The sequence below is a fragment of the Paenibacillus sp. sgz302191 genome (assembly GCF_057749925.1).
Window position 1 is genome coordinate 113,884 of record NZ_JBYLHY010000003.1, and the last position, 26,516, is coordinate 140,399.

General features: G+C 55.1%; 18 protein-coding genes and 1 pseudogene. 9 read left to right on the forward strand and 10 right to left on the reverse strand.

The annotated features are described in order from the left end of the window. Window positions 1–40: 40 nt before the first annotated feature. The gene (locus AC3G2T_RS05375) at window positions 41–3,295 is read right to left on the reverse strand and encodes an AAA family ATPase (RefSeq protein ID WP_488434795.1); all 3,255 of its coding nucleotides are present in this window, start codon (window positions 3,293–3,295) and stop codon (window positions 41–43) included. Further along, window positions 3,292–4,557 carry a metallophosphoesterase family protein gene (locus tag AC3G2T_RS05380; protein WP_488434796.1) on the reverse strand — a complete coding sequence of 422 codons (1,266 nt, stop codon included), beginning with the start codon at window positions 4,555–4,557 and terminating at the stop codon, window positions 3,292–3,294. Before AC3G2T_RS05380 ends, AC3G2T_RS05375 begins: the two co-directional genes overlap by 4 nt. Window positions 4,558–4,812: 255 nt before the next feature. Between AC3G2T_RS05380 and AC3G2T_RS05385 the strand changes: the two are divergent. Both AC3G2T_RS05385 and AC3G2T_RS05390 read left to right on the forward strand, forming a co-directional pair. After that, window positions 4,813–5,933, forward strand: a pseudogene (locus AC3G2T_RS05385) (LLM class flavin-dependent oxidoreductase); the annotation flags it as partial. 13 nt (window positions 5,934–5,946) lie between these two features. Beyond that, window positions 5,947–6,564 (forward strand): RraA family protein, encoded by a 618-nt coding sequence (locus AC3G2T_RS05390; protein ID WP_488434797.1) that lies wholly within the window; start codon window positions 5,947–5,949, stop codon window positions 6,562–6,564. Between the two features lie 68 nt (window positions 6,565–6,632). Here AC3G2T_RS05390 and AC3G2T_RS05395 read toward each other — a convergent pair whose 3' ends face one another. Together AC3G2T_RS05395 and AC3G2T_RS05400 are read right to left on the reverse strand one after the other, a co-directional pair. Continuing rightward, window positions 6,633–6,908, reverse strand: a complete 276-nt coding sequence (locus AC3G2T_RS05395) for a hypothetical protein (RefSeq protein ID WP_488434798.1) — start codon at window positions 6,906–6,908, stop codon at window positions 6,633–6,635. Window positions 6,909–7,068: 160 nt separating this feature from the next. Continuing rightward, a complete protein-coding gene (locus AC3G2T_RS05400) occupies window positions 7,069–8,199 on the reverse strand; it encodes a glycosyltransferase family 4 protein (protein WP_488434799.1) in 1,131 nt (376 codons plus the stop codon). A gap of 173 nt (window positions 8,200–8,372) precedes the next feature. Here AC3G2T_RS05400 and AC3G2T_RS05405 point away from each other — a divergent pair, with 173 nt between their 5' ends. From AC3G2T_RS05405 to AC3G2T_RS05425, 5 genes are all read left to right on the forward strand, one after another. After that, window positions 8,373–9,509 (forward strand): GGDEF domain-containing protein, encoded by a 1,137-nt coding sequence (locus AC3G2T_RS05405; protein ID WP_488434800.1) that lies wholly within the window; start codon window positions 8,373–8,375, stop codon window positions 9,507–9,509. Next, on the forward strand, window positions 9,509–10,279 hold the full coding sequence (locus AC3G2T_RS05410; RefSeq protein ID WP_488434801.1) for a hypothetical protein: 771 nt from the start codon (window positions 9,509–9,511) through the stop codon (window positions 10,277–10,279). Before AC3G2T_RS05405 ends, AC3G2T_RS05410 begins: the two co-directional genes overlap by 1 nt. Before the next feature lie 63 nt (window positions 10,280–10,342). After that, window positions 10,343–10,729 carry a hypothetical protein gene (locus AC3G2T_RS05415; RefSeq protein WP_488434802.1) on the forward strand — a complete coding sequence of 129 codons (387 nt, stop codon included), beginning with the start codon at window positions 10,343–10,345 and terminating at the stop codon, window positions 10,727–10,729. 90 nt (window positions 10,730–10,819) lie between these two features. Continuing rightward, window positions 10,820–11,728, forward strand: coding sequence for a GyrI-like domain-containing protein (locus AC3G2T_RS05420; protein ID WP_488434803.1), 909 nt, complete (start codon window positions 10,820–10,822; stop codon window positions 11,726–11,728). A 617-nt stretch (window positions 11,729–12,345) separates the two neighbouring features. Further along, window positions 12,346–12,639: a hypothetical protein gene (locus AC3G2T_RS05425; protein WP_488434804.1), complete on the forward strand. Its 294-nt coding sequence runs from the start codon at window positions 12,346–12,348 to the stop codon at window positions 12,637–12,639. A 30-nt stretch (window positions 12,640–12,669) separates the two neighbouring features. Here AC3G2T_RS05425 and AC3G2T_RS05430 read toward each other — a convergent pair whose 3' ends face one another. Continuing rightward, window positions 12,670–12,882 carry a helix-turn-helix domain-containing protein gene (locus tag AC3G2T_RS05430; protein WP_474679389.1) on the reverse strand — a complete coding sequence of 71 codons (213 nt, stop codon included), beginning with the start codon at window positions 12,880–12,882 and terminating at the stop codon, window positions 12,670–12,672. Between the two features lie 952 nt (window positions 12,883–13,834). Further along, complete coding sequence (locus tag AC3G2T_RS05435) at window positions 13,835–14,683, reverse strand: helix-turn-helix transcriptional regulator (RefSeq protein ID WP_488434805.1); 849 nt, start codon at window positions 14,681–14,683, stop codon at window positions 13,835–13,837. Window positions 14,684–14,789: 106 nt separating this feature from the next. On the opposite strand from AC3G2T_RS05435, the gene fabF reads away from it, so the two are divergent. Then, window positions 14,790–16,025, forward strand: coding sequence for a beta-ketoacyl-ACP synthase II (fabF, locus tag AC3G2T_RS05440; RefSeq protein ID WP_488434806.1), 1,236 nt, complete (start codon window positions 14,790–14,792; stop codon window positions 16,023–16,025). A 140-nt stretch (window positions 16,026–16,165) separates the two neighbouring features. Then, a complete protein-coding gene (locus AC3G2T_RS05445) occupies window positions 16,166–16,567 on the forward strand; it encodes a helix-turn-helix domain-containing protein (protein WP_474679392.1) in 402 nt (133 codons plus the stop codon). A 122-nt stretch (window positions 16,568–16,689) separates the two neighbouring features. Here the strand turns inward: AC3G2T_RS05445 and AC3G2T_RS05450 are convergent, their stop codons facing one another. The 4 genes from AC3G2T_RS05450 to AC3G2T_RS05465 all read right to left on the reverse strand — a co-directional run bounded on the left by AC3G2T_RS05450 (window position 16,690) and on the right by AC3G2T_RS05465 (window position 26,422). Beyond that, the gene (locus AC3G2T_RS05450; protein ID WP_488434807.1) at window positions 16,690–19,194 is read right to left on the reverse strand and encodes a hypothetical protein; all 2,505 of its coding nucleotides are present in this window, start codon (window positions 19,192–19,194) and stop codon (window positions 16,690–16,692) included. A 1,006-nt stretch (window positions 19,195–20,200) separates the two neighbouring features. Further along, a complete protein-coding gene (locus AC3G2T_RS05455; protein ID WP_488434808.1) occupies window positions 20,201–21,961 on the reverse strand; it encodes a hypothetical protein in 1,761 nt (586 codons plus the stop codon). 34 nt (window positions 21,962–21,995) lie between these two features. Then, window positions 21,996–23,288 carry an efflux RND transporter periplasmic adaptor subunit gene (locus AC3G2T_RS05460; RefSeq protein ID WP_488434809.1) on the reverse strand — a complete coding sequence of 431 codons (1,293 nt, stop codon included), beginning with the start codon at window positions 23,286–23,288 and terminating at the stop codon, window positions 21,996–21,998. A 17-nt stretch (window positions 23,289–23,305) separates the two neighbouring features. After that, entirely contained in the window at window positions 23,306–26,422 is a 3,117-nt protein-coding gene (locus AC3G2T_RS05465) for an efflux RND transporter permease subunit (RefSeq protein WP_488434810.1), read from the reverse strand. Window positions 26,423–26,516: the final 94 nt, after the last annotated feature.

Genomic DNA, 26,516 nt, shown 5'->3' on the forward strand with positions numbered 1-26,516 from the left:
CCTCCTGAAGGGGGACATGTATCCCGAAAAAAGTAGACACTTACAGCTCGATCAGCCGATGCCCGGGAATCAATCGTGCCGCCGCGTCGCGGACGTGGCTGTGGCAGGTGAACAACAGCACCTGATGGCGGCTGCTCAGCTCGCCGATCACTTGCAGGCAGCTTTCCATCCGCCGCTGGTCGAAGTTGACGAGAATGTCGTCCATCACTAACGGAAGCACCGCCTTCCCCGCGTACTCTTCCGCCAGCGCAAAACGCATGGACAAGTAAAGCTGCTCGGCCGTTCCCCGGCTGAGCAGGCCCGTGTCCACCGGCTGGTCGTTCGCCCTGACCGCAACGAGCTTTTGCTGGCCGAACGGCGCTTTGATCTGTTGAAATTTGCCGTCCGTCATCTTGGCAAAATAGACGGAAGCCCGCTGCAGAACGCCGGGCTGACGTTCCCGCTCGTATACGTCGCGGGCTTTTTTGATCAGCGTGGCGGCGAAGGACGCGACCGCGTACCGGTCCGCCAGCCTACTGATCTGCGACCGCAAAGCTTCCGCCTGCAGGAGCCGGTCGGCCTGCGCAGTCCCCTGCTCCAACTGCTCGATTTCGCCGGCCAGCTTGCCGAGCCGCTCGCGCAGCTCGCCTGCTTCCTCCGACGCTTGGGCGAGCTGCCGCTCCAGCTGCTGCATGCTGCGAGCCCATTCCTCTTCGCCCTGAGCATCCAGAAGCTGCTCCAGCTCCGCCAGCCAGCCGCTCCCGGCGAGAGCTTCCAAAGATGCCTCCAGCGCCTTTTGCTCGCTGTCCAGCTTGCTGCGCAGCTCCAGCTTCGTTTCGTTCAGCCGGAGCTGCGCTCCGTCCGCCGCCGAAGCTTCATTCAGCAGCTGCGCCAGCCGTTCCTCCGCCCGCTGCCGCTGCTCCTCAAGCCCATGCGCTTCTTCATCGCCTGCAGCCAACAACTGCTGCGTCTGCTGCCGCTCCGCCAAAAGCCGAAGCTGCTGCTGCTCGAGCTCCTTCCAGCGCTTAAGGGCAAGCAAAACATCTTGCCCTTGCACTCGCTCAAGCCGAAGAAGCTGCGCTGCGGCTGCTTCGAACTGCCGGGCTTGCTCGCCGAGCACGCGCCGCTTTTCTTTGAGCTTGCGCAGCTGCCGCAGCAGCTCGTGGCCTTGTTCGGCCGCCTGGATCGTCTCCAGCGCCGCATCCGGAGACAGCGCGCCGCTGAGCGAAAGCGCCCTGAGCCATTGCTGCCAATCGCTGCGCAGCTTGTCCGTTTGCAAAGAAAGCTGCTCCAGAACTGTCAGCAGCTGTTCCTCCTGCCGCGCCAGCGCCTGAGCCGCAGCGCGCGCGTCCTCCAGCTTCTCCAGCTTGCGGCTGTGCTCGCCTGCCTGCTGACGCTTCAGCTCGGCTTCGCGCATCCAAATTTCAATCTGCGGCTCCAGCTCTTGTAAATACTTGGAACCGTCAAACCGGCCCAAACCGGCTTCCCGCGATGCCGCAGCCTCTCCCGCCGCACCGAAGCTTTGCAGGCGTTCGATTTGCTCCTGCAAGCTCCGCTCCAATTGACGCTGCTGCTCGCCAAGCCGCCTCGCTTCCGGCGACTCGTCCCCGGAATCCGCGAGATCGGCAGCGAGCGTGCGTGCGGATCTTTTCGGGGAATCCGCACGGCTGCCCATCAGCAAATAGATCGACAATGCGGCCAAAAGAACGAAGGAACCGATGCCGGCGACCGGGCTCCCGTTCCTTAGAAACCAGAGGGCAAGCGCGACAGCCGCTAAAGCCGACACAGCGGACATGCGGCGCTGCAGCCGTTTGGCCGATTCTTTGCTTTGAGCGGCGGCTTCTGCTACCGCCTGCGCATACCGCTGCCGTTCCGCCTCGCGCTCCTTCAAATGTCCGGCATCCCGGACCAGGAGCTGCCAGCGCGAATAGTCTTTGGCCAGCCGCTGCAAAGCAGCCCGTTCCTCCGCTTCGTTCCATCCCGCGGCAGCGGCAGTACCGGCGGCCGCCGGTCCGCCATATTTCTTAAGCTCCTGCTCCAGAGCCTGGATATGATCCCGCTCTCTGCGCATTTGCAGCCGCAGGCTTTCCAGCTCGGTTTGCAGCCGCAATTCCTCCGTCCGGTCGTCCTGAAAATGTTCTTTAAACGCCCGCACCTGCTCCCTAAGCGATATCGACACCGGAAAAGCAGCCAGCGTAGCGATATCCCAGGCGGCATCGATTTGTCCGAGCAGCCTGCCGAGCCGTTCCCGCTGATGGTCCAGCTCGACATCCAGCTGCGTCAGCATGCGGCCGTTTTCCTCATATATGGAAGCTTGTTCCAGCAAAGCGTTCAATTCGATTTGATGGGCGAGCGCTTCCGGCTGAATGTCCAGCGCGCCCAGTTTGTCCTGCAGCCCGCGCTGCTTCAGCTCCAGCCGGGCGAGCTCCCCGCGGAGGCGCTCCAGCTCCGCCTCCAGCGCTTCCAGCCTCGCCGAGGCGTGTTCGGGGAAGCTTTCCAGCTGCGGCAGCGCCGCCAGCTCCCGGCCGATCTGCTTCAAGCGGATCCATCCGCTTCTCGCCTTCCCGGCCAGGCCAAGCTTGTGCAGCTCCGCGCGCAGCGCCTCCTGCTGCCGCTCGGCGGCGGCAATACGCCGCTCCGCGGAGCGGCGCTCCTCCTGCAGCCGGTCGTAGTCGGCTGCCTGGCCGCGGCTGCGGCGCAGCGCCTGCTCCAGCCCCTCCAGCTCCTTCAGGAGACCATTGATCTCCTGATTGCGCCCGCGGGGCTTGTACAGGCTCTCGGCCTGCGCCGTCAGCTTCCGTTCGGCCTCCATGATGGCCGAACCGCTCACGCCGAGACCGGCGCTGTACAAGTAGCCGCTGAGCTCTTCCGTCTGCAGGGTGCGCAGCTCCTGCAGCTCGGTAAGGCCAAAAGCGAACAAGCTGCGAAAAAGGTCGGCCGAAAGGCCGCCCAGCAGCGTGTTCAGCAGTTCCTCGCCGCCGGCGGAGCCGTCGCCGAGCGTGACCAGGACGCGCCCCGCCGAGGCGCGTTTGCCGCCTGCGGCGGGCGCGTCGTAGCGCTCGACGCGAATGCGCCGGCCCTGCTCGTCCAGCAGGGTCAGCGCTCCGCCGTGGACGCCACCGCCCGGCGGCTCGTAGCGTTCCGCCGCCCGACTCGACCGGGGCGGGAAGCCGAACAGCACCGCGCGGATGAAGCCCATCAGCGTGCTTTTGCCCGCTTCGTTGGGGCCGTAGAACAGCGTCAGCGGGCTGTCCGTGTCAAGTGTCCGCTCGCGGAGGACACCGAAGCCTTCGACATGGATGGAGGTGATTCTCATCCATCCCACCCCCCGTCCGCGGCCAGCAGGTCCGCGGCAAGTTCCTCCGCTGCGCGCAGCCATTCGCGCAGTTGTTCGGGCTCTGCGCCGGCCGCGTGCGGCAGACCGTGCAGCGCGGCGAGCGCCTCGTCCGCGAAGCCGGCAAGCGCGGCTCCGTCCTCGCGCAGCGCGCCGGAGAGGCGCAGCAGATCGCCGAGGAAGCTCTTCTGCCGGCGCAAAGCTTCAAGGTCGATCTCGCTGCCCGTGCGGTCCTCGATCGACTCGATCCAGACGAAGCGGCTCCGCTCCGCTTCGTCCTCGCGCAGCTCGGCGGCCAGCTCGTCCAGCGCCCGCCCTTTGCGCAGCAGGCCGTGCACGGCGCCGCGGCCTTCCAGCACGATGCGGACGACGGCGTCCCGCCCGTCCGCTTCCGCTCTCAGCCGGTCGAGCAGCTCTCCGAGCCGGTCTTTGAGCTCCTGCTCCGTCCGCATGCCGGAGACGGATACATGCTCCTGGAACCAGCGCACGCGGTCCAGAGCGTGAAACGCAAGCTCAGCCTTCGCGTCTTCGCGCACATCAACGATGTAGCAGCCGCGCGGGCCGGTCTCGCGCACGCTTCTCCCCTGCGGATTGCCTGGATATACGATAGCGGGCTGCTCATGAAGCACTTTGCGGGTATGTACGTGGCCGAGGGCCCAGTAATCGATGCCGCTTGCCAGCAGATCCGCTTTGGAGCACGGCGCATAATTGTCATGTCCCGGATCGCCGTCCACATTCGTGTGCAGCAGTCCGATCTGATACACCCCGCTGCCGTCTGCCTTGAACTTGACCGCCAAATTGTCCGTAACGGCGGAAGCGGCGTAAGACATGCCGTGAATGTGGGCAATGACGCCGAGGTCCGGTTTGGACACCTCGAACGTCTCCACCCGGTCGGACGCAAAAAAATGGGCGGCGTCCGGCCAAACCAGTTTAGCCGCGCCTCCATCGTCCGGGTCGTGGTTGCCATGAATGATATAAGCGGGAATGCCCTGCGACGAAAGCTGTTCCAGCGCTTTTTGGAAACGGATTTGCGCGCGCAGCGACCTGTCGGACAAGTCGTACACGTCCCCGCTGATAAGCACAAAATCGACCTGCTCCCGAACCGCGAGCAGGACCAATTCTTTTAGCGCTTCGAAGGTCGATTCCCTGACCCGCTCCCGAACCTGCTGAGGAAGCGCCGTCATTCCTTTGAACGGGCTGTCCAGGTGCAGGTCGGCCGCATGCAAGAACCGCAGTTTTTTCATTGGTTTAACGCCTTTCCTGTCAAAACTGTTTGATTACTAATAGACAGTTTACCATGGGAATGCCCGCTGTGGTGAAATGTTTATGTATTGACGTATAAAATAACGAATGTTGTATTATCCACAGTAATTTTATGTGAATTAAAATATTTATTCCATATATAATTTTTTCTTATCCACATGCAAACTGCCGATCAGTCGACTGAAGGACAGCGCAGCCTGCATATTCGTTGCGGGCTTCCCTTCCTCAGCCACTGGGTCAGCGCGCGTCTTGAGCCGATTACGCTGCTCTCCGCCCTCTCGACGGTTACGGAACGGATCGGTTTGGCGGTTACGGCAACGACGACGTACAACGAACCTTTTCATTATCGCGCGCATGTTTGCGTCGCTCGATCATCTTAGCGGCGGGCGTGCTGCGTGGAACGTCGTGACCTCCTCGACCGAAGCGGAAGCGCTGAATTTCGGCAAGGAAGAGCATCTGGAGCATTCGCTCCGTTACGAGCGCGCGCAAGAATTCGTGGAAGTTGCCCAAAAGCTTTGGGACAGCTGGAAGACGACGCTTTGCTGATCGACAAGGAATCCGGCTTTTTTGCCGACAGGGACAAGCTGCATCGCATCGACCATACCGGCAAGCATTTCTCGGTACGCGACCCGCTCAATTTATCGCGGCCTCCGCAGGGCTATCCCGTCATCATTCAAGCCGGATCGTCCGATTCAGGCAAAGCTTTCGCGGCCCAAACGGCTGAAGTCGTATTCACCGTCCAGCCGACGCTGGAGAGCGCGCAATCTTTTTATGCGGAAATCAAAAACAAAGCGGCCGCCCTCAGGCGATTGCCGGAGCATGTCGTTGTCATGCCGGGCGTATTCCCGATTGTCGGGGCAACAGAGCAGGAGGCCAGACATAAGTACGACGAGCTGCAGGAGCTGATTTTGCCTTCGTTCGGGCTCGCTCTGCTCTCGCGCAAGCTCGGTTTCGACGTCTCCGGTTACCCGCCGGACGGTCCGCTTCCGGACATTCCCGAAATGGCGAGAAAAGCCGGTCCAAGCTGCTCGTTGATATGGCGCGTCGGGAAAATATGACGATCCGGCAGCTTTATTTGCACATTGCCGGGGCGCGCGGTCACCGGATGATTTTCGGCACTCCCGGGCAAATTGCGGATCAGTTGGAAGATTGGTTCGTTCAAGGGGGAGCCGACGGCTTCAACATTATGCCGCCTGATCTGCCCGACGGCCTGGAGCAGTTTGTAAATTCGGTCGTTCCCGAGCTGCAGCGGAGAGGCTTATTCCGGACAGAATATGAAGGCAGTACGCTGCGGGAAAACCTGGGGCTGCCCCGCCCGCTCAACCGCTATGCCGGTCTCAAATCATTTTGCCGATAAGGAGGACGAAAAAATGAGTGAAATCGAAAATGAATATTTGGCGCTGCCTGCCACGGCCATTTCCGACGCTTTGCAAGGGTTGAACAATCTGGACCCCGCCATCAAACCGCTAAAGGACAGCTATAAAATCGCGGGACGCGCCGTTACCGTCAAAATTCCCGTAGGGGACAATCTTGCGGTGCTCCGCGCCATTCGGGAAGCAAGGCCCGGCGACATTGTGGTGATCGACGCCAAAGGGGACACCTATCGCGCAGTCGCCTGCGATTTCGTCATCGGCCTGGCGCAAACGCTCGGCATCCAGGGCTTCGTTGTGGACGGCGCAATCCGCGATGTGCAGGCCATTAAGGATTTGAACTTTCCCGTGTTTTGCAGGGGAACGACGGTGGCCGCCAGCGGCAAGGCAGGGTCAGGCGAGACGAACGTGCCGATTTCCTGCGGCGGAGTCAGCATCCAGCCCGGCGACATCATCGTAGGCGATGTAGACGGCGTTGTAGCGGTCCCGCAAACGATAGAGCGGGAAATTCTCCGCGCCGCGCTGAACAAGCTGGACAAGGATCTCCAGCGCGAGCGGCAAGTGGCGGGCAGCCGCGAAGCGGCGCTCCGGTATTTGGACGATATTTTGGCGAAATAATTCGTCATAACGGAAAACAGGCTGCCGAATGGCAGCCTTGAATGGCTCGACACGCTGTCATGGGCGTTTCAGAGACGACCTGTACCTGCACCTGCACCTGGCCGGCGCCCGGCAGAACCTGCAAAAGCGGCCCGTTCCGGCAAAAAGCCTGCGATTGTGCAGGCTTTTTCTGCGAAAGTGGCCCGTTTTGGAGAAAAGCCTGCAATTGTGCAGGAATTTCCGGCCATTGTGGCTCCGAGTGCGAGTTTCGGCGATAAAACCTGCAGTTTTGCAGGAATATTTCGAGGGAAGCGGTTATGCGGGCAAAAAGCTGCACTTTTGCAGGCTTTCTCCGCTCTTGCCAAACAGTTGAGCTGTCTCCTGGCGGGTGAGTTTCTTGGGCAGCATTAGGCTGCCCTTTGGCATTTAAGCGACCCGCGCTCTGAGCGGGACACCTTTCGCACCGCGCGCAGCTACCGACGCGCTGCGCTGCGCTGCAAGACATCCATCGCCCATAAGCTTCCGTTATTCCTTCGCCTGATATCTTTCGTATACGCCTTTCAACTGCTGAAGCACGCGGTTCAAGGAGTACGTCTTTTTCGCTTTTTCCCAGGCGGCGCGCGCCATATTGTATCTATAGGTCGGATCGATGATTACTTTTTCCAGCGCATGGCTTAGCGCATGAGAGTCGCCTACCGGCACGAGCAGGCCGTTATGGCCGTGCTCGATTTGCTCGGCGATGCCTCCCACATTCGTGCCGACGAGCGCAAGCCAGCACAAGGCCGCCTCGGCAAAAACCGAGCCGAAAGCTTCGGCGCGCGACGGCAGCACGAAAACGTCAAAAAACGGCATAAATTCCTCAGGATGCAGCATATATCCATAAAATATCGTATCTTCGTAGATGTTTTGCTCGATGGCCAGCTTTTCCAGTTCTTCCCGGTCTGGGCCGTCGCCGATAATGTGCAGCACAAACGGATGACCGCGCCGTTTCAGCTCGCCGCATGCGAGCAGGAGCGTCTCGAGCCCTTTGGCCGGCACGAGACGGCATACCGTAATAAATTGCGTCACTTTATTTTCGTGCGAGATGGGCCGGAAACGTTTTTCGTCAAAACCGTTGGGAATAACTCCGATCCGCTCGCTGTCCTGCACAAATTCCGCCAAATACTGCTTGAACGAGTTCGATACGGTAATCATCTGATCGACTTTCGCTTCCAACTCGCCGTAGATCAGGGTCAGAAACTGGTGCTCAATCCCGTGTTCCTGAATACGCCCGTTCAAAACCAGCTCCCGTTCAAAGCTGGAGTGGACGGTCATGATGACCGGCACGTCCGGATACAGCTGCTTCATGACGAGCCCGGCGATCGGATGGTGCGCATGAATCAAATCGTACCGCTTCTTCAGCCGCAGCTTTGTCCACCATACGTAATCTTTGTAAGTTTGAATGTATTTATCTACGATCGGGTTGCCGGCAAATTTCCGCCAATCGAAGGTCGTAAATTCCACCTCTTCCGTCCCTTTGCCGCGAATCCGCTTCGGCAGCGAAAATAAATCCATTTCCCAGCCCTTTCTATTGAAACGGTCCAAAATATAAGGAACCATGGATGACACACCGCCCGGCTGCTCCGGGGGAAAAAACAATGCTTGCAAGATGTTCATTGCATGAGCCCCTCTCTCAAATCCTTGAGCTTACTGTACTTATTGTAACTGGTGCGGACCGTTTAGAAAAGAGAACAGCGTCACGCCCGCCAAAACGATTCTATCCCTCCCCATCATTTTCCTTTATAATAGAGATGTCCAACTACGATCAGGCATTTGGAGGAAAGCTCTGCATGAAACTTTCGGAATTGCTTTACGACAACACGGCATCCATTTTATCCCATACGGCTACACTTGTCATTTTATCGATTATGTTTGTCGTTTCGCTGAGGCTTTTTTTGGACAGGCGAAAAAAAGGCTACTTGTCGATGACGATCTCGCTGCTCATCTTGGGCTCTCACGATATTTTGCAGCTCTATCTGGTCTTTACTTCCCTGGATACGAGTCTTCTGGCCTACTCGTCGCTCATGCTGAAAATCGTCTCTTTCGTGCTGGTCAACATGGGCATTTATCAGCTGTACAACCGGACGCACAGGAAGCAGTACGTATTTTTCTACGGGCTTATTATTATGGGATTTGTCGTGTCTATTTTACATTTTTATGTTCCGCAGTGGTACAACGGTGCGCCGCATCAGGTTCGTCTGCTTCAAGATATCGGTCTGGAGCTGTATATGTTCGTGCTTATTTTCCTCTGTTTCTATATGATTCCCCCGTACATCGGCCAGCAGGTCAAGTATCAGATGGGGTTGATGGTATTTTTTTTCATGCAGGCCGCACACGTCCTGAATTCGTATTTGTACGGGGAAGTAAAGCCGTGGCTGACGATTGCGACCTACGTCCTGCCTATCGTGTACTACTTTTTACTGTTCCTGCTGCTGTTTGAAAGAGTCGTCGAGCTGATGCAGGCCATTTATAATTCATCGATAACGGACGGGCTTACGCGTCTGTACAACCGCAAATTTTTTTACAACCGGGTCAGCCAATATGTGCAGCGCCACATTCCCGTGTACATTTTGTTCAGCGATATCGACAACTTCAAGAAATTGAACGATACGAAAGGCCATCAGATGGGCGACGACGTGCTCAAGCAAGTTGCGCAAATTTTGAAGGAAGAAGCGGAAGAATGCGGCATTGCCGGACGATACGGCGGCGAAGAAATGGTCGTCATGGTCACCGATCCGAAGGTGAAAATGGATGCTTTTGCCGAACGCGTCCGCAAGCGCATTGAGGAGGAAACGATCGTCACGGCCAGTCTCGGCTACAGCAAATATAAAAGCGGGCTGAGCGCCGAAGAGCTGATCAAACAGGCGGACGAAGCGATGTACAAAGCCAAAACGACCGGCAAAAACAAGGTGGTGAAATACGGTTAATGCACAAATACCGCGCAGCAGCGCTATGGTTGACATTCCCTTTTATCGGCCTATTGATTTCCGTCATTGTATACCCTCTTGCCATACATAACAGCAAGCTTCCACATGCCTACACTTACTACAAATTTAAAGCCGCCAATGGCGTAGTGCTGCATGCGCTCAAAACGACGCCCGACAATATCGCCCCCAAGGCGATCGACCGCAATGTGACGGAAACCGGCTTATACGGGATTAACGGCGGTTTCTTTTACAACGGCGATTTGCTCAGCATCGCGGTTACGGACGACGCCCCGGCCAAAGGCGAAGCCAACGACTACGGGACAGGCTGGTACAACACGGACGTGCCGCGCGGCACGCTGGTGTGGGACGGCGCCGCGCACAAGTTCGGCATCCAGAACGTCATGCATGCAGGCGAACTGCAGGTTACGGACCGCAAGCGCTATTGGGCGCAGGGCGGCGTAAGCATGAAGCTGGCCGATCCGGCCGGCTGGGAAGCGCAAATGATCGCGGAAGAAATGCCCGCTTATGAGGAAAACAGGCTGCGCTCCGGCGCCGCGTACGATACGCAAGGGAACGTCTGGCTGATCGTGACGCCGACTCCCTGCACCGTCGAGCAGTTCCGCAGCGCCATTTTGCAAAAAGTCGTACCGGGCAGGCTCATAGACGGCATTTTCCTCGACGGAGACGGTTCTTCCCAGTTAAACAGCCGCCCAACGAAGCTCAAAGGCGACGGGCGCGAAGTTTATCAAATGCTGCAAATTGTCAAATGAGCGACCATTCGTCCTGACTGTAGTACAATATAGGCAATCCCGGTTAAAGGAGATGGATCAAGCATGGACCAAGAGCTTAAAGTAATGCTTCAGACGATACTGGAGAGTCAGCAATCGCTGATCAACAATCAGGAAAAATTTCAGCAGGAACTTGAATCAATTAAAAGGAATCAAGAATCGTTCCAACATGACCTTGAACTTGTTCATCAAAATCAAGTAACGTTCCACGACGCAGTCCATGCAAGGTTCGACAAACTGGACAATGAAATATACGGCATACAAAAACAACTTGAAAGAATAGAATCCGACAGCAACCAAGATATTATAGCTATGCTTGAAGTCATAAACGGGCGGTTGGAGCATACGGCAACTAAGGAGGATATTGACTTTTTGGCCGGAAAACTGGGACAGCACGATCTGGAAATAGACAGGCTGAAGCGGATTAAATAACTGCAGGCCTGCAATTAGCAAGAAAGGTCAAGAATCGGGCTCGAATCCGGTTTACAATGGGGATAGCGCAAAAGGGGGCCGCACATAAGTGTGAAAGTGGACTACTTAAAGCAGATTCAAGCGACGATCGATTACGTGGAGGCACATTTGGCCGATGAGCTGTCATTGGCGCGACTGGCGCAAGTCGCGAAGCTTTCCGACTTTCATTTTCACCGGGTCTTCCAGTCCATGGCGGGAGAAACGGTAATGGAATACGTGCGCAAACGTCGTCTGGCTCGGTCGGCTTATCAGGTAGCTTACTCGGATTCGCGGCTGCTCGACATTGCGTTGGAGAACGGCTTTCAAAACCATGAGACGTTCACCCGCGCCTTTAAGCGCATGTTCGAGATGACGCCGGCCGATTACCGCAAAAAGGGAATCAAACCGCCGACATACTCGAAGCTGAATGTGCTGCAGCGCAAATACAATCCTTATTTGGGAGGCATTCGCATGGAATACCGTATCGTAACCAAACCCGCATTCAAAGTCATCGGCTATGAGCTTCAAACGTCGACGCATAATGGAGAAAACTTGCAGCAGATCCCAAGCTTTTGGCAAGATTATATTCAGAACGGCTGGTGCCGCCGCATTCCGAATCGTGTCCACCGCGATAGTCCGGTAGAACTCGGCATTTGCCACAGCTTTGACATGGACGCCGGAACGTTCACGTATTTGATCGGCATGGAAGCGGAGCATTTCGAAGACGTTCCCGACGATCTGGCATGCCGCGAATTCGCTTCGGCCGAATACGCCGTGTTCACAACGCCCAAAGTGCCGCAAGACCAGTTCTCGCCCTCGATTCAAAGCACCTGGAAATCGGTGTTCCAGGAATGGTTTCCGCATTCCGGTTACGAGCACGCCGGAACGCCGGAGTTCGAGCTTTACGACGAACGCTGCCATTCGGACAAACAGGAAGTGCAGATGGACATCTATGTTCCGATTAAACGTAAAAACGCCTAATATGCAGCAAAGGATGCAGCCTTATTGTAGGGGCTGCATCCTTTGCTTTGTACAGCTAGGAGCCAGGAGCCTGTCCCATGAACTTAGTATGCGAAATGACGGATGCTATGCAGGCGTTAGCGGCACAGAGGCAGTCATAGGTCGACCGACCGCCGTCAGGCAGCGCAAACACGCACACTGGGAGCTGAGCGCAAATGCAAATCCGCCCGCCAGACTCCTAGCTATGTCGGAGTCACACCGTAAGCCGCTCACGTTGTACAGGGCTGATTTTCGATGGCAGCCTCTTGCCATCGTTCTGGCCGGCGCTTCGAATTCTACGCTCCGCCGTATTGTTTTTGCTAGATTTGACTGATTTGCGAAACGGGTCTGTTCGATCGCTCTTTACAACTATTAGCGTTTTGGCCGATGCTCATGATCCTAAAAAAAGACTGGATAAACACCAGAGTATTGAGAAAGCCGCAACGCTCTGTCAGGTCAGGTTTTCGCACCGCGCACAGTTCCCAGCGCGCGGTGTTGCGCTGCATGACGGCGGTCGGTCGACCACATTAACCTGAGGAGGGCTAATTGGGGCTGCAGCCGTTCGTGAAGCGGCTTGGCAGCCCGTAAAGCCTGCGAAAGTGCAGGCTTTTTATGCGGATGAGGCCCGTTTTGAGAAAAAGCCTGCGATTGTGCAGGAATTCCTGATCAAAATGATCCTGAACCCATTTATTCGCGAAAAAAACTGCAGATTTGCAGGAATATTTCGCTGCTGGCATACCAACGAGGAAAAAGCTGCACTTTTGCAGGTTTTCCGCGCGCGTTCAAACAGACGGGCTTCCTCCTGCGTGCGAGTTTTTCAACAATCTGGTAAACACCCAGTATCATTAAAAAAGTTAATGCTTGCGGAAAAGCTGATATTCAGTTTTACTTAAACACCACTCTGTAATATAATAATTGTGTTCTCACAGCAGCTCAATTTGAAACAGCTCCTCCAGATCTTTGCCCAATACATCGCTCAATTTTTTGGCCGTCGCAGGTCCTACCGGTTTCATGGAACGTTCTAGTAAGCTGATATAAGCATGGCTTAAACCCGAATGCTTCGCCAGTTCTCTCTGGGTGTAGCCCTTAATAATTCGCGCTTTAATGAATGCATCGGACTTCGCCATAATTCTCATATCCCTGCAAATCCCCCGTTCTCTCTTTTGTTTACAACTGTTAATTCCATTGAACCGCTTTATTTCAGGTTAAGTGACTTTATATCCATTAGAAACCTTATTGCATCTCGGCAGCGTTGGCACTCAACCTCCGTTCTCATTTTGTTCCCCTGATTGACATTATACCATTATTTTCCGCTATTGCAATCAATTATGTTTACTTTTGTATATTTTTTTCTTGTCTGGCTTTGCTTTACTTTTGACAGCACAAAAAAGCCAAGTCCCGGCAGTACCGACTGCCAGGGCTAGGCTTATTATCGAGAAAGTTCCTGAAAATTTCTTGTGCAGCCGGCAGATCGATATGGAGACGGTACGGTTCTGTCCCCACGCAAGCTCGCCGCCGCCCAAAAGCGATAACATGACTTTTCGCGTACGCCAGAATGAGCGCAGCCGCCCATCTGCTGGAGTCGACCGACATGCCGATCAGCCAAATCGCGCAGCGGGTCGGCTATTCGATTCTTGAACGCTTGGCGACGCCTTCAAGTAATATAACGGCCCCCCGGCAAGTCTGTCCTCGTTTCGCACAAAGTATCGTCCGCTCAGCTTGCTCCCGAGCGTGAGTTCACCCCGAGCTGACAAAAGCGCCGTCGGTCTCGCGCCAGAAAGCCTGCAAAAGTGCAGCTTTTTGTTCGCAGATGCGCGTGCTTCGAAACATTCCTGCAAATATGCAGGCTTTTTAACAAATATGCGAGCTCAAACACATTATGAGCCGGAATTCCTGCACTTTCGCAGGCTTTTCCTCCAAACGAACCACTTGCACGGAAAAAACCTGCACTTTTGCATGCTTTGCGGACTGCCCGGCCGCTGAGCAGACTATTAACGCTGAACCGGGACTGTTGAGCGGCTGCGCGGACTACGACCCGCTTGGCGGAGCCCCGGAGCCCTGGCCCCCCGGCCTACCGGAGCTCGCGGCTTATTTTAGCTTGTCCAGCTTGTTCATCAGCAGCCGGATTTTGGCATCCGTATCGGACCCCTTCGACGGCGTGTACACGCTGCAGCGCAAGTCCGACCGCCCCTGCACCTGCATCGTCGTTAAATCGAACAGCATTTTTCCGACTTTGGCGTGGCGAAACTCGATGAATACTTCCGGTGCAGAGCTGACATCGTTGTGGTTCCAAAACGTCCGGAACTCCGGATTGCGCTCCCCGATTTTTCGAATAAATTCGCTGTACCAGTTGTCTCCCGCGTACTGCCCGTAGTAAGAGCGGAACATCCCCAAAAAGCCCCTCACAAAATCGCTCCAGTTCACCGCCAGCGCCTTCAGCTCTTTGCGCGTAAACAGCAGCCAGATCATGTTGCGTTCTTCCGCGGGAATCCGTTCAAAATCGAGAAATACCCCGGCCGCCGCCTGATTCCAGCCGACAATGTGGCACCTCCGGTCGAAAATAATCGCCGGGCACTCCCGAAGCTCAGTCAAAATCCGCTCCAGCGCCGGGCTGATCGTCGGCGTACTGTCGACAACGGCGGTTGGCGCCGGCTGCTCCAAAGCCAGCAAAAACATATATTGACGCTCATCTTCGCTGAGCTGCAGCGCAAAAGCAATCCGTTCCAGCACCTGGACGGACATTTTGATCTCTCTTCCTTGTTCCAGCCACGTGTACCAGGTTGTGCTGACGCCTGCGATCTGCGCGACTTCCTCTCTCCGCAGCCCGGGCGTGCGTCTGCGGCTGCCTGCCGGCAGGCCGGCGTCGCTCGGCAGCAGCTTGGCCCGGTGCGCCGTCAAAAATTCGGATAACGCTCGCAAACGTTCTTTCGAATCCATCAAAAATCCCCCCATCATGTAACTCATTATACCAGTATAAACCATAACTTGTAATAGGATAATTCTTATGCCAAACTATTAAAAAAGCTTAGGAGGGATCATCTGTATGAAACGAGTAGTCATTACGGGAATGGGTGTCATTAGTCCGATCGGGCAGGATGCGGAAACGTTCTGGAAGAATTTGGTCGAGGGACAGTCGGGTATTTCACATATTGACACGTTCGATACCTCGACCTACAAAACGAATGTTGCCGGGGTCGTCCGCGGCTTTGACCCGGAAGCCGCCATCGGCGGACGCGATGTGCGCAGAATGGACCGCTACTGCCAATTCGCGGTCGCGGCAACCAAGCAGGCGCTGGAGGATGCCGGCCTCAGCATCGATGAGACGAACGCCGAGAAGGTCGGCGTCTATATCGGTTCAGGCATCGGCGGCATCCAGACGATGCTGGACAATTACCGGACGCTGCTGGAGCGCGGTCCGGGACGGGTAAGCCCGACCGTTGTGCCGATGATGATCGCCAACATGGCCGCCGCGCAGGTGAGCATCCGCTATGGCATCAAAGGCCCCGTGCAGGCACCCGTCACCGCCTGCGCCACCGGCAATAACGCCATCGGCGAGGCGTTCAAGCTGATCCAGCGCGGGGGCGCTGAGGCCGTCATCGCCGGCGGAGCCGAGGCGACGGTCACCGACCTCGCTCTCGCCGGCTTCGGCAACGCGACGGCACTTGCGGGGCGTACGGACGCGCCGGAGAAGGCCAGCCGCCCGTTCGACGCGCAGCGCGAAGGCTTCGTCGCCGCCGAAGGCGCGGGCGTGCTCGTGCTGGAGTCGCTCGAATCGGCCGAGCGGCGGGGGGCCCGCATCCATGCCGAGATCGTCGGCTATGGCACGACTTCGGACGCCTACCACATCGTGGCGACCGATCCAGAAGGCGATGGCGCGTACCGGGCCATGCGCATCGCTCTTGACGACGCCGGGCTCGCCGTGGAGGAGATCGGCACGATCAACGCGCACGCGACAAGCACGCCGGCCGGCGACCTGTCGGAGACACTCGCCATCAAGCGGCTTCTCGGCCGCAGAGCTTACGAGGTGCCGATCAGCGCGAACAAATCGATGCTCGGCCATATGATGGGCGCCGCCGGCGGCGTAGAAGCCGTAGCGCTCATCAAAACGCTGCAGGAGCAAGTCATACCGCCGACGATCAATCTGGAGCATGCAGACCCGCAGTGCGATCTGGACTACGTTCCTTTGAAAGCAAGACCCGCTCAGCTTCAAATCGGCTTGTCCAATTCGTTTGGCTTTGGCGGCCACAACGCGGTTGTCATTTTCAAAAGATTTTCATAAACATTTTTCCGGCCTCATCCTCGCAATCCAGTTATTAGTATATGAATCCTCCCAAAGGGATTGTAATAACTAAAGTAAACTGTTAATATATTAATGTTAACTTATGTTTACTTATGGATCGTTCGTGAGGGTGATGAAACGTGTATTTTTACGATAAATTAAAAGATATGCGCAAGTTGAAAGGTTTTACGATCCGCGAGCTGGCCGACCGTTCGGGAGTTTCTGCGGCATACATTTCCCAATTGGAGAACGGTAATCGCGGCGTGCCGTCGCCGGAAGTTTTGATGAAGCTGTCCGAAGGACTGAACACTTCGTACTCGGAACTTATGGAAATTGCCGGATATTTGGAGTCCGCCCAGCCCGTTCAGGAATATCAAAGCGATCCCGTCAATCTGCGCCGGTTTATTCGCGAGAATGAGCTTATGTTCGACGGAATTGTGCTGACTCCTGTGGACAAAGAATGGGTCGAGCGCATGCTCACCGTGCTGTTCTGGAAGGAGCGCAAGGCACGCGACGCCGCAGAACAGCAGGAGAATAGCTGATGAACAGCAATCCCTTTGAAATGACACCCTAAGTCCGCTCCGCTGGAAATCGGGTCTTTCGAGGATTTTCGTTAAACCAAAAAAGGGATTCCACGGTCAGCCGCGGTATCCCTTTTTGATGTTTATTCCAAGCCGCCCTGCTCATTCAACTTGTAGACGATCAACCGGTCCGGAGCGGAATCTTCCTTCGAATCCGTTTGCGATAATAACCGCAATTCTCTGTCCTTCGTGATCGAATCCGTCGTGTAATTCCCGGAAAGCCGGTATCTCGTCGCCTTCCCCGAGCCGGTATCGATTGCGACAAGCTCCTCGTGATCCGTTGGCAGTTCGCTTCTGCCTCCGGGCCGAAGCGTAAAATACAGCTTCCCCCTGTCCGACAGCAGCTTGCCCATGTTGGCTTGAAGCTGCCAGAATAAGGTGCCGACCGTTCCTTTGTCCGGCTCAATGCGCAGCAGCCTGTAGCCTTGGATCAAGTAAAGCGCGCCAAGCTCTTTATCAAACGTATAGGAATTTTCGCCTGTCGGGGTAGCATCGTAAATCCCGTCCGGCTGCGACCGGGGGAACGAAATTTCCTTTTGCCAATTTCCGTGGCTGTCAAATACATGCATCCGGTCATCCAGCAGCAGGAGCACCTGATTGCGATACGGAATTAGCTTGGCGGACCCGCTCATGTTGGTCATTGCGCCAATATAATGCGTTATTATCGTATGTTTGCGGGTATCGTACAAGTACAGCCGGTCCATAAGGAAAACCCATAGCATATGGTTCGCAGCTTCGTATACAGCTTCCGGGGCGGCGCTGACGTCGACAAGAGGCAGTTGCCCTGTCTCTTCCGCACGGGACGGCTGGAGCGAAATCTGCTTCAGTTGCCGGTTCATAAGCAGAACGCCTTGCAGGCTTTGAACTTCAAGCTCTTTTTGAGCTGTTACGGTGAGCCGCGAGGGCACCGGAACGCTCGCTTCATCCACCAGCTTCCACTCTCCGCTCAGCTTTAAAACCCGGTTGCCCACCGTATCGGCCACATACCAGTACCCTTCTTCTTGCGCAAAATCAGCCGCTGTCGCGCACGTGACATAACTGCCTGCTGAGCAGCGGACTTTCACCGGCAATCGTCCGGCCGTTTTGAATCCAGCCGCAGTATCCCACGTTTCCATCGTATCGTTGGACAGCACGTACCAGACGCCTGCAATCTGCCGGATCGTGCGGCCTGCGCTGCTGTCCCCGCTTCCGCTGTTGTCCCGCCGCCGCAGCGCCTCCTGCAGTTCCGCGGGAATGGAAGACGCATCGCTGCCCGCATGAAGTTCCGGAAAAGAGAAAGTCAGCTCTTTTTGCGGATTGTGCTGTTTCTTTTCTTCGATCGTCTGCCCCTGGGGAAGATCCCTCATCCACAGCGCGCTAGTGTCTTCCTGCTGCCGTACGTTCATCAAATCGCTAAGCGACAAATAGTGCCGAATCCCGTCTTTCGTCGCAGCTACCAGCTTATTGTGCCGCACGATTTCGGAGAAACCCGCCAGCGATGCGGCAGCCGAATGCGCCTCCTCCTGAGAACGGGCCGGCGAGGCCGGCGGATAAGACAGCGTTTCTATTCGCTGTGCGCTTGTTTTTACAAAACTTTGCCCGTCAATCAACGTCCAGCCCTGCTCCAAAAGCTGGGGCGAAGGCGTGAACAAAACCGGGCTGTAGGATGGAAGCAGGACGCCCTTGGAAGTTTTGTCCCCAGCGCTTCTGACTAGAAGAAGGAAGGCGTCCTTACCGGAATAAACCGGCTGCAGCTTGAGAACCGGGTCCGTCGGAAACGGCACAATGTGCTGGAACTTATATCCCGACAAGCGAAAAATTTGTGGACCGCCCCCTCCCGCCTGATAGACGAGCAAACCCAGGTCATCTTCCATCATGTAGGCGCCGTCATGCTCTTGAACGTTATCAAATCCATCCTTGCCGGAAACAGGCTGACCTGACGCGGCAGACGCCTTTTGCAAATTCGGAGAGTAATCGTTCACATAAAACTGTTCCCTCGCCTGCCCGCCGATCCAGTATTCCTGGTACAATTCGTCTTTATTTTCGAGAAAAAGCGCGCCCGCCGGTTTTTTGGAAAATGTAACTCTTTTGACAGACTCAGGGGCGAGCTGGATGTCCCCCAGCCTTTTCAACGGATTGCCGGTCAATGCAGCGAGATTGATTTCATACCAATCCCCTTTGCCTTTTTGAACGGAAAGCCCGATATAGGCGGTCGTCCCGCTTCTCCATATGTAGCCTTTTCGCACCGCAGGGAAATTTAAAGGGATATTTTGATAATTGGCGCCGCCGATCCAATCGTAACGAATTTGATTGTTTTGGACGTAAACGACCTGCTTATCGTTGCGCAGCAAAATCAGGGGCTCTTGCGTATCCGTCGAAAAACCTTGCTCGGCCGTCTTCCAAGCGTTTATTTCCTGCAGCTTTCGTTCGATATCGGCGGAAGTGTGATCCGGCTTCGCCGCCAAAGGTTCCGGGGAAACGGACGGATCGGCTCCACGGAGAACATCCTTCAACCGCTCCTCCGGACGTCCGTATGCAAAATAGCTGACGATCAGAATTATTCCGACAAGCAGGCACGCGGCGCCACTCATCCAAATCTTTCTATTCAACCGGTCTCCTCCCTCCCGCCGGAATCTGCGAAGCTTGTCTATCAACTAGGCTAAGAGCGCTTACAGTCAAAACCTATTTTATTTTACCATAGTAAAAGAAAGAAAGAGTATACAAATCCAAAAAGTCATCGCAAAAAAAGATAAAACAAGCGGGACTTGGGGCCTGATCCCTGCGATCCCCGCTTGCGCAGTACAGCCAAAGAGAACCCTAGCGGCATCATCTGTATAGCGTTGCACCGCTAAAAATCGGCAATACCGCGGGGGATTTTTCCGTACCGCGAAATGTGCAGGCACCTCTGCCGAAACGATGTACTGCATCGTTCCTTGTGGGATAGCTAGGTGGCACTGCTCTTTAGCAGCCCAAAGGCCCGGCAGCCCAAAAACCTGCGAAAGTGCAGGCTTTTTTCACAAAAGTGGCTCATTTTGGCGAAAAGCCTGCAATTGTGCAGCAATTTTCGATAAAAATGAGTCGGAACCCATGCTCGCGGCGAAAAGCCTGCACAATTGCAGGAATATTTCGTAGCCAGCGCATCTATGAGCAAAAACCTGCACTTTTGCAGGTTTTCTTCACGTTACAAGGTAGATTGAGCAGGAATGTCCGACCAAGACAGGCCATAAACTATATTCTAGCGAAAAAACTGTATTTTCCCATAAAATGTTCGAAACAAGCGCACCAATGAGCAAAAACCCCCCACTTTATACAAAAATATAACGCAGTAGACCTGGTTAATTTCACACTGTGGGGGTGACGCCCACAACGTTATAGGAGTTTTTTCAAGTTTTCTTCGTGCAGCCAGGCAGATTGTGCGCCGGCTCAGGCGTGTGGGTTTCTAGCAGCCTGGCTTCTGAGGATGTTCGGCACTGCGCGCTGCCTGCGATATGCCCCCGGCCGGCCGCAGGTTTTTCGGGCGATCCCGCTAGCAAGCCGACATAGACGCGCAAAAAAACAGGCCGCCCCCTCCGGCAGAATTCAGCATTCATCTGCTTTGGGAACAGCCTGTTTATGTTATTTTGCGTTGGCGAGCAGGCGTTTCGCTGTGCCGTTCTCGGTTTCGATCAACTCGTAAATGTTAACCGATACCGGAGTGACGAACTGCTGGGAAGTGACGTTGCTCGCATCGATGATCTGGGTGCCGCTGATCAGCTTGTTCGCGCCTGTAAAGGTAGCGTCTTTGGAACCGAGCACGCGACCCGCACCATCGACAATTTCAAATCTCAGCTTGGAGAAGTTGTTGTCGACGACGACATTTTCCTTTTGCGTAATGTCCAGATCCAGATTGATTTTATAGGAATATTGCGACTGGGCATAAGTGAAAGCGACAAATGCGCTGTTCAGCTTCAAATCAAACGGATATAAAGAGTACGTATTGCCGGTTTCTTCGGTTTGAGCCTTCGTTTGCAGCGAAGCGACCGTTGTCGTGTAATGCGCCGCCGCCTGCGCGTCCAGCAGCTTCATGGAGAACGTGTCGCCTGTTTCCGACTCCGGCACATTGTAAGAGTAGCTGACAACGTAGCTGAGGCCCGGATTCATTGTAGTCGTTACCTTCGCTTGCCTGGAGCCGCGGTAAGTGACCCCTTTGCCGTTGGACAATTCCGTTTGGAATGCCGGAACGTCTGCCGGCACATCGCTTTTGTTCGTCAGCTTGAATTTGGCGACGACCGTTTTGAAGCCTTCGCCCGGATTCTCGTGAAGGTGCAGCTCCATCAGCGACACTTCGGTTTTGCTGTCCACCACTTTCGTCATAGGGTCGAAAGCGATCGGAGTGCCGATCGTGTAAGCCGTGCCAGCCGCATTTCCTTGTCCGGCAGCCGGCCAAGCGAAGCCAAGCTTGCCCGTGTTGATCGGCGTTGCCTGCGCGCCCGCTTTGGCGATGAACGAATCCGTGGTGACCAGCAGGAGGTCGGAAACCGTCGCACCGTTGTCAATCGGAATGGCGAAGTGAATGTATTTCTTTTCGCCTCCGTCCAAAGTTACGGCATCCTGCTCCGTTCGTTTGCCTTCGAACGTTTTTTGAGCGGTTTGGGCATCCAGACGGAAGGTCGGAACCGTTTCCCGGCCGCTTCCCGGATTTTCGGCAAGCAGTGTAACTACGACCGCCCGGCCGCCGCTCGTATTTTGTGCAGCCGCTGCAGACGACGTGTTTTGCGCAGCTGCTGCAACCGGCGTATTTTGCACAGTCGCTTCAACCGGCGTGTACACAAGCCCCGAGTTCAGCCCGGGAATCGTGAACGCCTGTCCCCAATTGAGCAAATCGAGCTTTTGCAGCGCCGCGTTGCCGGTTCCGTACCATACGGAGCTTGCCGGCATCGTCAGCAGCGTCGTTTCCTGCTTCGGATACGAATAGATGTCCACGTTGACGAAGGAGATCGAGTCGATTTTAGTCAATTCTTTACTGTCAACGACCGCCATGTAGGTCAGTTCGCCGATTTCTTTCGGCTGCAGAGCCGCCTTGTTGCTCACGCTCGGCTGAAGCGTATAGACGAGGCCTTCCGCCGTCCGCACGCGAAGCTCATGCTCCGGCAGGCGGTTTTGCGTCTCGCCTCCGTTGTATACTCTAACGGTTGCCGATATTTGCAGGCCGTTCGCCGTAGATTCGACGGCGATATTTTTAATCGCCGCGCGAATGTCACTCGTCAGCCCGTAATTGGACGACGGAGCGGCTGCGACAACTGCCGCAGCGTCCGCAGCGAACACCGGAAGCCCTCCTTGAATGATCATCGTACCGATGACTAACGCGGTAAAACCCGTTTTCCATGGTTTTTTCATGCTCGTGCACTCCTTGTTCTGAGATTTGCGTTTCTTATTTGGCTGCCGGAGTCGCCGATGGCGAAGGCTGGGCCGCTTCCGCTTTTTGCCCGTCCTTCAATGTGTTTTGCCCGGTTACGACAAGCTGTTCGCCGTCCTTCACACCTTCAAGCACCTCTTGAAACTCCCCGTTGATGCGTCCAAGCTTCACTTTGCGTTTTTGATACTGGCCGTCCTGCAAAATGTACACATAGGTGTCCGATTCCTCGCGGACGACGCTTAAAGTAGGCACGGAGACGACTTGTTCTTCTTTTTCCGTTGTCAGTTGGACCATGTAACGCGTGCCCGGCTGCAGCTGATGGTCGGGGTTCGGGACCTCAAGCTCCAACGTATACGTTTTGGTCGTTGCGCTCATGATCGGCGCCAAATAGCTGATTTTGGCGGTTCCCTTTTTATCGGGGGCGTCCGGATTGTAGTATACGAGCTCCTGCTTGCCTTTGACAAGCTGATAATTCGATTCGGACAGCTCCGTTTTGATTTTAATCGGGTCAACCTGCTGTACCTGGCCGACTTTTCCCGCCGCTGCGGAAACGCTCTGTCCGACGACGATCGTAAAGTCGGTCAAAATGCCGCTGCCCGGCGCTTTTACGCTGTAGTTCTCCAGCGAGCGCGTTGCGTCATCCAGGGCAAGGGCCGATGATTCGGCTTGCGTTTGTATCGACGATATCGAATCGCTTGAATCGAAAGCCGACAGCTTGTTTTGAACGGATTCGAGATTCATCTGCGCCGTGTCGAGCGCCTGCTTCGTTTGATCGACCTGATGCTGGGTTACGAGGCCCGCGTCGAAGTCATTGCGGATCTTGTTGTAATCCTGCTTGGCATTTTGCAAAGCAGTCTGCGATTTTGTCACGTTATCCGCCAAATCTTTGCGGTTGTTGACTTTGTCTTTTTGGGCTTGAGACAGCGATTCCTGGGCGCTGCGCAGGGCGAGCTCGCTCTTCTGTTTGGCCGACACCGCATCTTTGCTGTCGATCACGAACAAAACATCGCCCTTCTCCACGTACTCGCCGCGCTTTTTCAAAACTTCCGTGACCTCGCCGTTCGCTTTGGGAATGACGTCCAAAGTCGTGCCGGCCGCTAAGTCGGCCACCTGTTCAATAGGACTGCTGATCGAATGCTTCGCGATCGCATCGGTTTTTACCGGTCTCGGCGTTATTTGCGTGGTTGCCGCACCGCTCCCGCCCGGAGCCGAGCAGCCGGCGGCCAGAAGCGCAGCCGCAGTCAAGAGAGCGAACACTCCTATAGTTTTACGTTTGTATTTTTTATTTTCCGTGCTAACCTTTTTCATCTATGTGCCTCCCTTAATTAAACCTCGACTGTGCCCGGCGATGCGTTCTCGCTGTTTTTGCCGCCTCTTTTGAACAGACGGGAAACTCTGCTTTTAAAGCTTTCGATCAATTCGTAGACGATCGGCACAACAACCAGAGTCAAGATGGTCGATGTGGTCAAACCGCCGATAACGACGACCCCAAGCCCTTTGCCGATCAGGCCGCCTTCTCCGGAAATGCCCAGAGCAAGAGGGATAAGCGCCATAATCGTCGCGCCGGCTGTCATAATGATCGGACGCAGACGAACTTTTCCCGCTTCAATCAGCGCATGCCGTACTGTATAGCCTTCTTCGCGCAGCTGTTGAGCACGGTCCACCAACACGATCGCATTCGTAACGACGATCCCGATCAGCATCAAAAACCCGATCATGGAAGTTACGGTAAGCGGCTCTCTCGCTATGACGAGTCCGAGCAGGCCGCCGATGACGGCGAGCGGAAGTGAGAACAGGATGGCGAACGGCGCGCCGGCGTTGCCGAAAGCGAGCACCATGATCAAATAAACGACGAATACGGCAGCCGCCATGGCGACGAACAATTGCGAGAAGCTGCTGTTAATATCGTCCGATACCCCGCCGGCTTTCGTCGATACGCCATCAGGCAGCGTCACTTCGGCCAGCGCCTGCGACAGTTTCTGGCTGACGCCGTTTTTATTACTGGAATTGATTTTGGCCGTCACTTTCACAAGCTGTTGGCGGCCTTCCCGGCCAAGCGAAGCGGCGCCTTTGATTACATTGATTTTGGCGACTTCCTTCAGCAGAACCGTGGAGCCCGTGGAAGTAGTGAACGGAATATTGCCCAGCTTTTCCAAGGTGTCTTTATCTGTTTTATCCAGCGACACCGTTGTGGTGTATACGATATTGTCGAACTTCATATCGCCAAGAGCCTGTTTCTGGATCCAGGCGCGCGCGGTATCCCGGACTGTCGCAGCGTTCAGACCGTAAGCTCTCGCTTTTTTCTGGTCGACGGCGATTTCGACTTCCGTCTTCGCGTCGCTCAGGTTATCTTTGACTTCGCTGAGCTCAGGGAACGTGTTCAGCTTCGCTTTTACCAGACCGGCGGCTTTTTCCAGCTGAATCTGGTCTTCCCCTTTCAACGTGTATTCGAAGTCGGTTGAGGAGACTCCCATGTCGCCTTCCATCGATTTGGGCTCGACTTCAGAACCGGCCGGAAGCTCGGAAAGAATGTAATTTTTGACCTGATCCTTGACTCTATCCGGCGCTACGCTGTCGTTGACGCTCACAAATATTTGCGAAGCGTAAGGCGTACGCTCATCGTTATTGCCCGCATACCCGACGAGCCCCTCCACATACGTAAATACCGGCTGGCCTTTAGAATCTTTCGAGTTCATCAGCTCAGTTTCAATTTCTTTCGTTTTGGCGTCCGTTGCATCGTAGGAAGTCTCATAAGGCATCTTCAATTGGAAGTACATCGTTTTGGACGGCTTAGAGCTTGGCAAGAACGAAACGGATAAGAACGGCATCGTAGCGACAATTGTAATGACAAAAATCAAACCTGCAATAAGCAACGACTTGATGCGGTTTTTCAAGCTCCACTGCAGCACTTTTTCATAGAACAAAGTGATTTTGCCGTGCTGCGACTCGTCGTGATGCGCTTTACCCGGCTTGCCTCGCAGCACGAGCAATTTGGCCAGCATCGGAATAACCGTGAGTGCGACGATCAGGGAAGATATGAGCGCGCACGCGATCGTTAAGGCAAACGGTCTGAAAAATCCGCCGATGATGCCGGTTACCAACGCCAACGGCGCAAATACCCCTACCGTCGCTAGTGTGGATGACGTAATCGCCATCGCCACCTGGCTCGTTGCCAGAGCGATAACCGATTCTTTGCGTTCCTGCGCTTTTTCCAGCGAGGCGTAAATATTTTCGATAACGACGATGGAATCGTCGACGACACGGCCGACCGCGATAAAAATACCGCCGAGCGTCATCGTGTTCAGCGTCAATCCCAGCTGCCCCATCAGCAATAAAGTAATGAGGATGGACAACGGAATCGATACGAGCACGATCAGCGTCATCCGGACGTTGCGCAAGAAAATCAGAATCATCAACGAGGCCAAAACGGCGCCTACGACCCCTTCGCGAATCAGACCCGTGATGGATTCCTTGATCTGGTCTGCGCTGTCGTACGTATTTTTGAACGTTACGTTCGGCATCGACGATTTCCAGCCGTGAATCATCTTCTCGATGCCTCCCGAGAATTCGACGGCGTTGGCGCTGCCCGATTTGTACATCACCATCGCGATAGCCGGTTTGCCGTCCAACCGCCCGATAAATTTGGACTCCGTGACGGATTTGACTTTGGCCACCTGGGAGAGCTTGACGATATCTCCCTTGGGCGTCGTAATTTCAAGCTGTTCAAGCTCGTACAAGCTTGTAATGTTGCCCGTTACGCGGGCCATCTTGTCGTTGCCGCTGATCTCGACGCTGCCAATCGGACTTTTCGCGACGGCGGCATTGATGGCGGCACTCAGCGACGATGGCGACAAGCCGTATACTTCCATGGCGCTTGCGTCCAGTTCGATATCAAGCGACGTATCGCGCGCGCCGACGATATCCATATGGTCGATGCCATTGATGCCCTCAAGCCCCGGCTTGATTTTGTCTTTGAACAAAGCGTCCAGCTCGGTTTGGCTCATGCCGTTTTCGGCGTAGGCAACTAAATAGTTCGTCGGGATGGATGCCGCGCCGAATGTGGATGCTTTTGGCGTTCCTGCGGCAGCCGGCAATTTCACCTCGGCAAGCAAATCCTGAACGTCCTGCTTCTTTTGTTTCGCCTCCACATTTTCTTTGAACTTCAAAATGATCGTCGAGAAATTATCGCTCGAGGTTGAGCTCATGGTATCCAGATCTTCCATGTTAGCCAATTTCTCCTCGATCGGATCCGTAACTTCATCCATAACATCCTTGGGCGCTCCCGCATAGGTTGTTGTTACAACAACATACGGAAAGGATACGTTCGGCATGTTCTCGACCTTCAACTGCGTAGACGTATAGAGCCCGCCCACAAAAAGCATGATCATGATGATGAACAGCGCCGACACGTTTTTCATGGAAAACTGTGTAATTCGATTCATTCCTGCACTCCCCTCGTAACAATCGTGTTGCACATTTGGATCAAAATCAAATGTTCGTATGCTCAAGATACCCGGTGAATATGAACCCAATATG

Bases quoted from the DNA above. Each gene is read 5' to 3' on its own strand.
- AC3G2T_RS05380 (WP_488434796.1), bottom strand. From the start codon at position 4,557: ATGAAAAAACTGCGGTTCTTGCATGCGGCCGACCTGCACCTGGACAGC.
- AC3G2T_RS05375 (WP_488434795.1), bottom strand. From the start codon at position 3,295: ATGAGAATCACCTCCATCCATGTCGAAGGCTTCGGTGTCCTCCGCGAG.
- AC3G2T_RS05430 (WP_474679389.1), bottom strand. From the start codon at position 12,882: ATGAGAATTATGGCGAAGTCCGATGCATTCATTAAAGCGCGAATTATT.
- AC3G2T_RS05460 (WP_488434809.1), bottom strand. From the start codon at position 23,288: ATGAAAAAGGTTAGCACGGAAAATAAAAAATACAAACGTAAAACTATA.
- AC3G2T_RS05435 (WP_488434805.1), bottom strand. From the start codon at position 14,683: ATGGATTCGAAAGAACGTTTGCGAGCGTTATCCGAATTTTTGACGGCG.
- AC3G2T_RS05410 (WP_488434801.1), top strand. From the start codon at position 9,509: ATGCACAAATACCGCGCAGCAGCGCTATGGTTGACATTCCCTTTTATC.
- AC3G2T_RS05390 (WP_488434797.1), top strand. From the start codon at position 5,947: ATGAGTGAAATCGAAAATGAATATTTGGCGCTGCCTGCCACGGCCATT.
- fabF (WP_488434806.1), top strand. From the start codon at position 14,790: ATGAAACGAGTAGTCATTACGGGAATGGGTGTCATTAGTCCGATCGGG.
- AC3G2T_RS05465 (WP_488434810.1), bottom strand. From the start codon at position 26,422: ATGAATCGAATTACACAGTTTTCCATGAAAAACGTGTCGGCGCTGTTC.
- AC3G2T_RS05400 (WP_488434799.1), bottom strand. From the start codon at position 8,199: ATGAACATCTTGCAAGCATTGTTTTTTCCCCCGGAGCAGCCGGGCGGT.
- AC3G2T_RS05405 (WP_488434800.1), top strand. From the start codon at position 8,373: ATGAAACTTTCGGAATTGCTTTACGACAACACGGCATCCATTTTATCC.
- AC3G2T_RS05415 (WP_488434802.1), top strand. From the start codon at position 10,343: ATGGACCAAGAGCTTAAAGTAATGCTTCAGACGATACTGGAGAGTCAG.
- AC3G2T_RS05455 (WP_488434808.1), bottom strand. From the start codon at position 21,961: ATGAAAAAACCATGGAAAACGGGTTTTACCGCGTTAGTCATCGGTACG.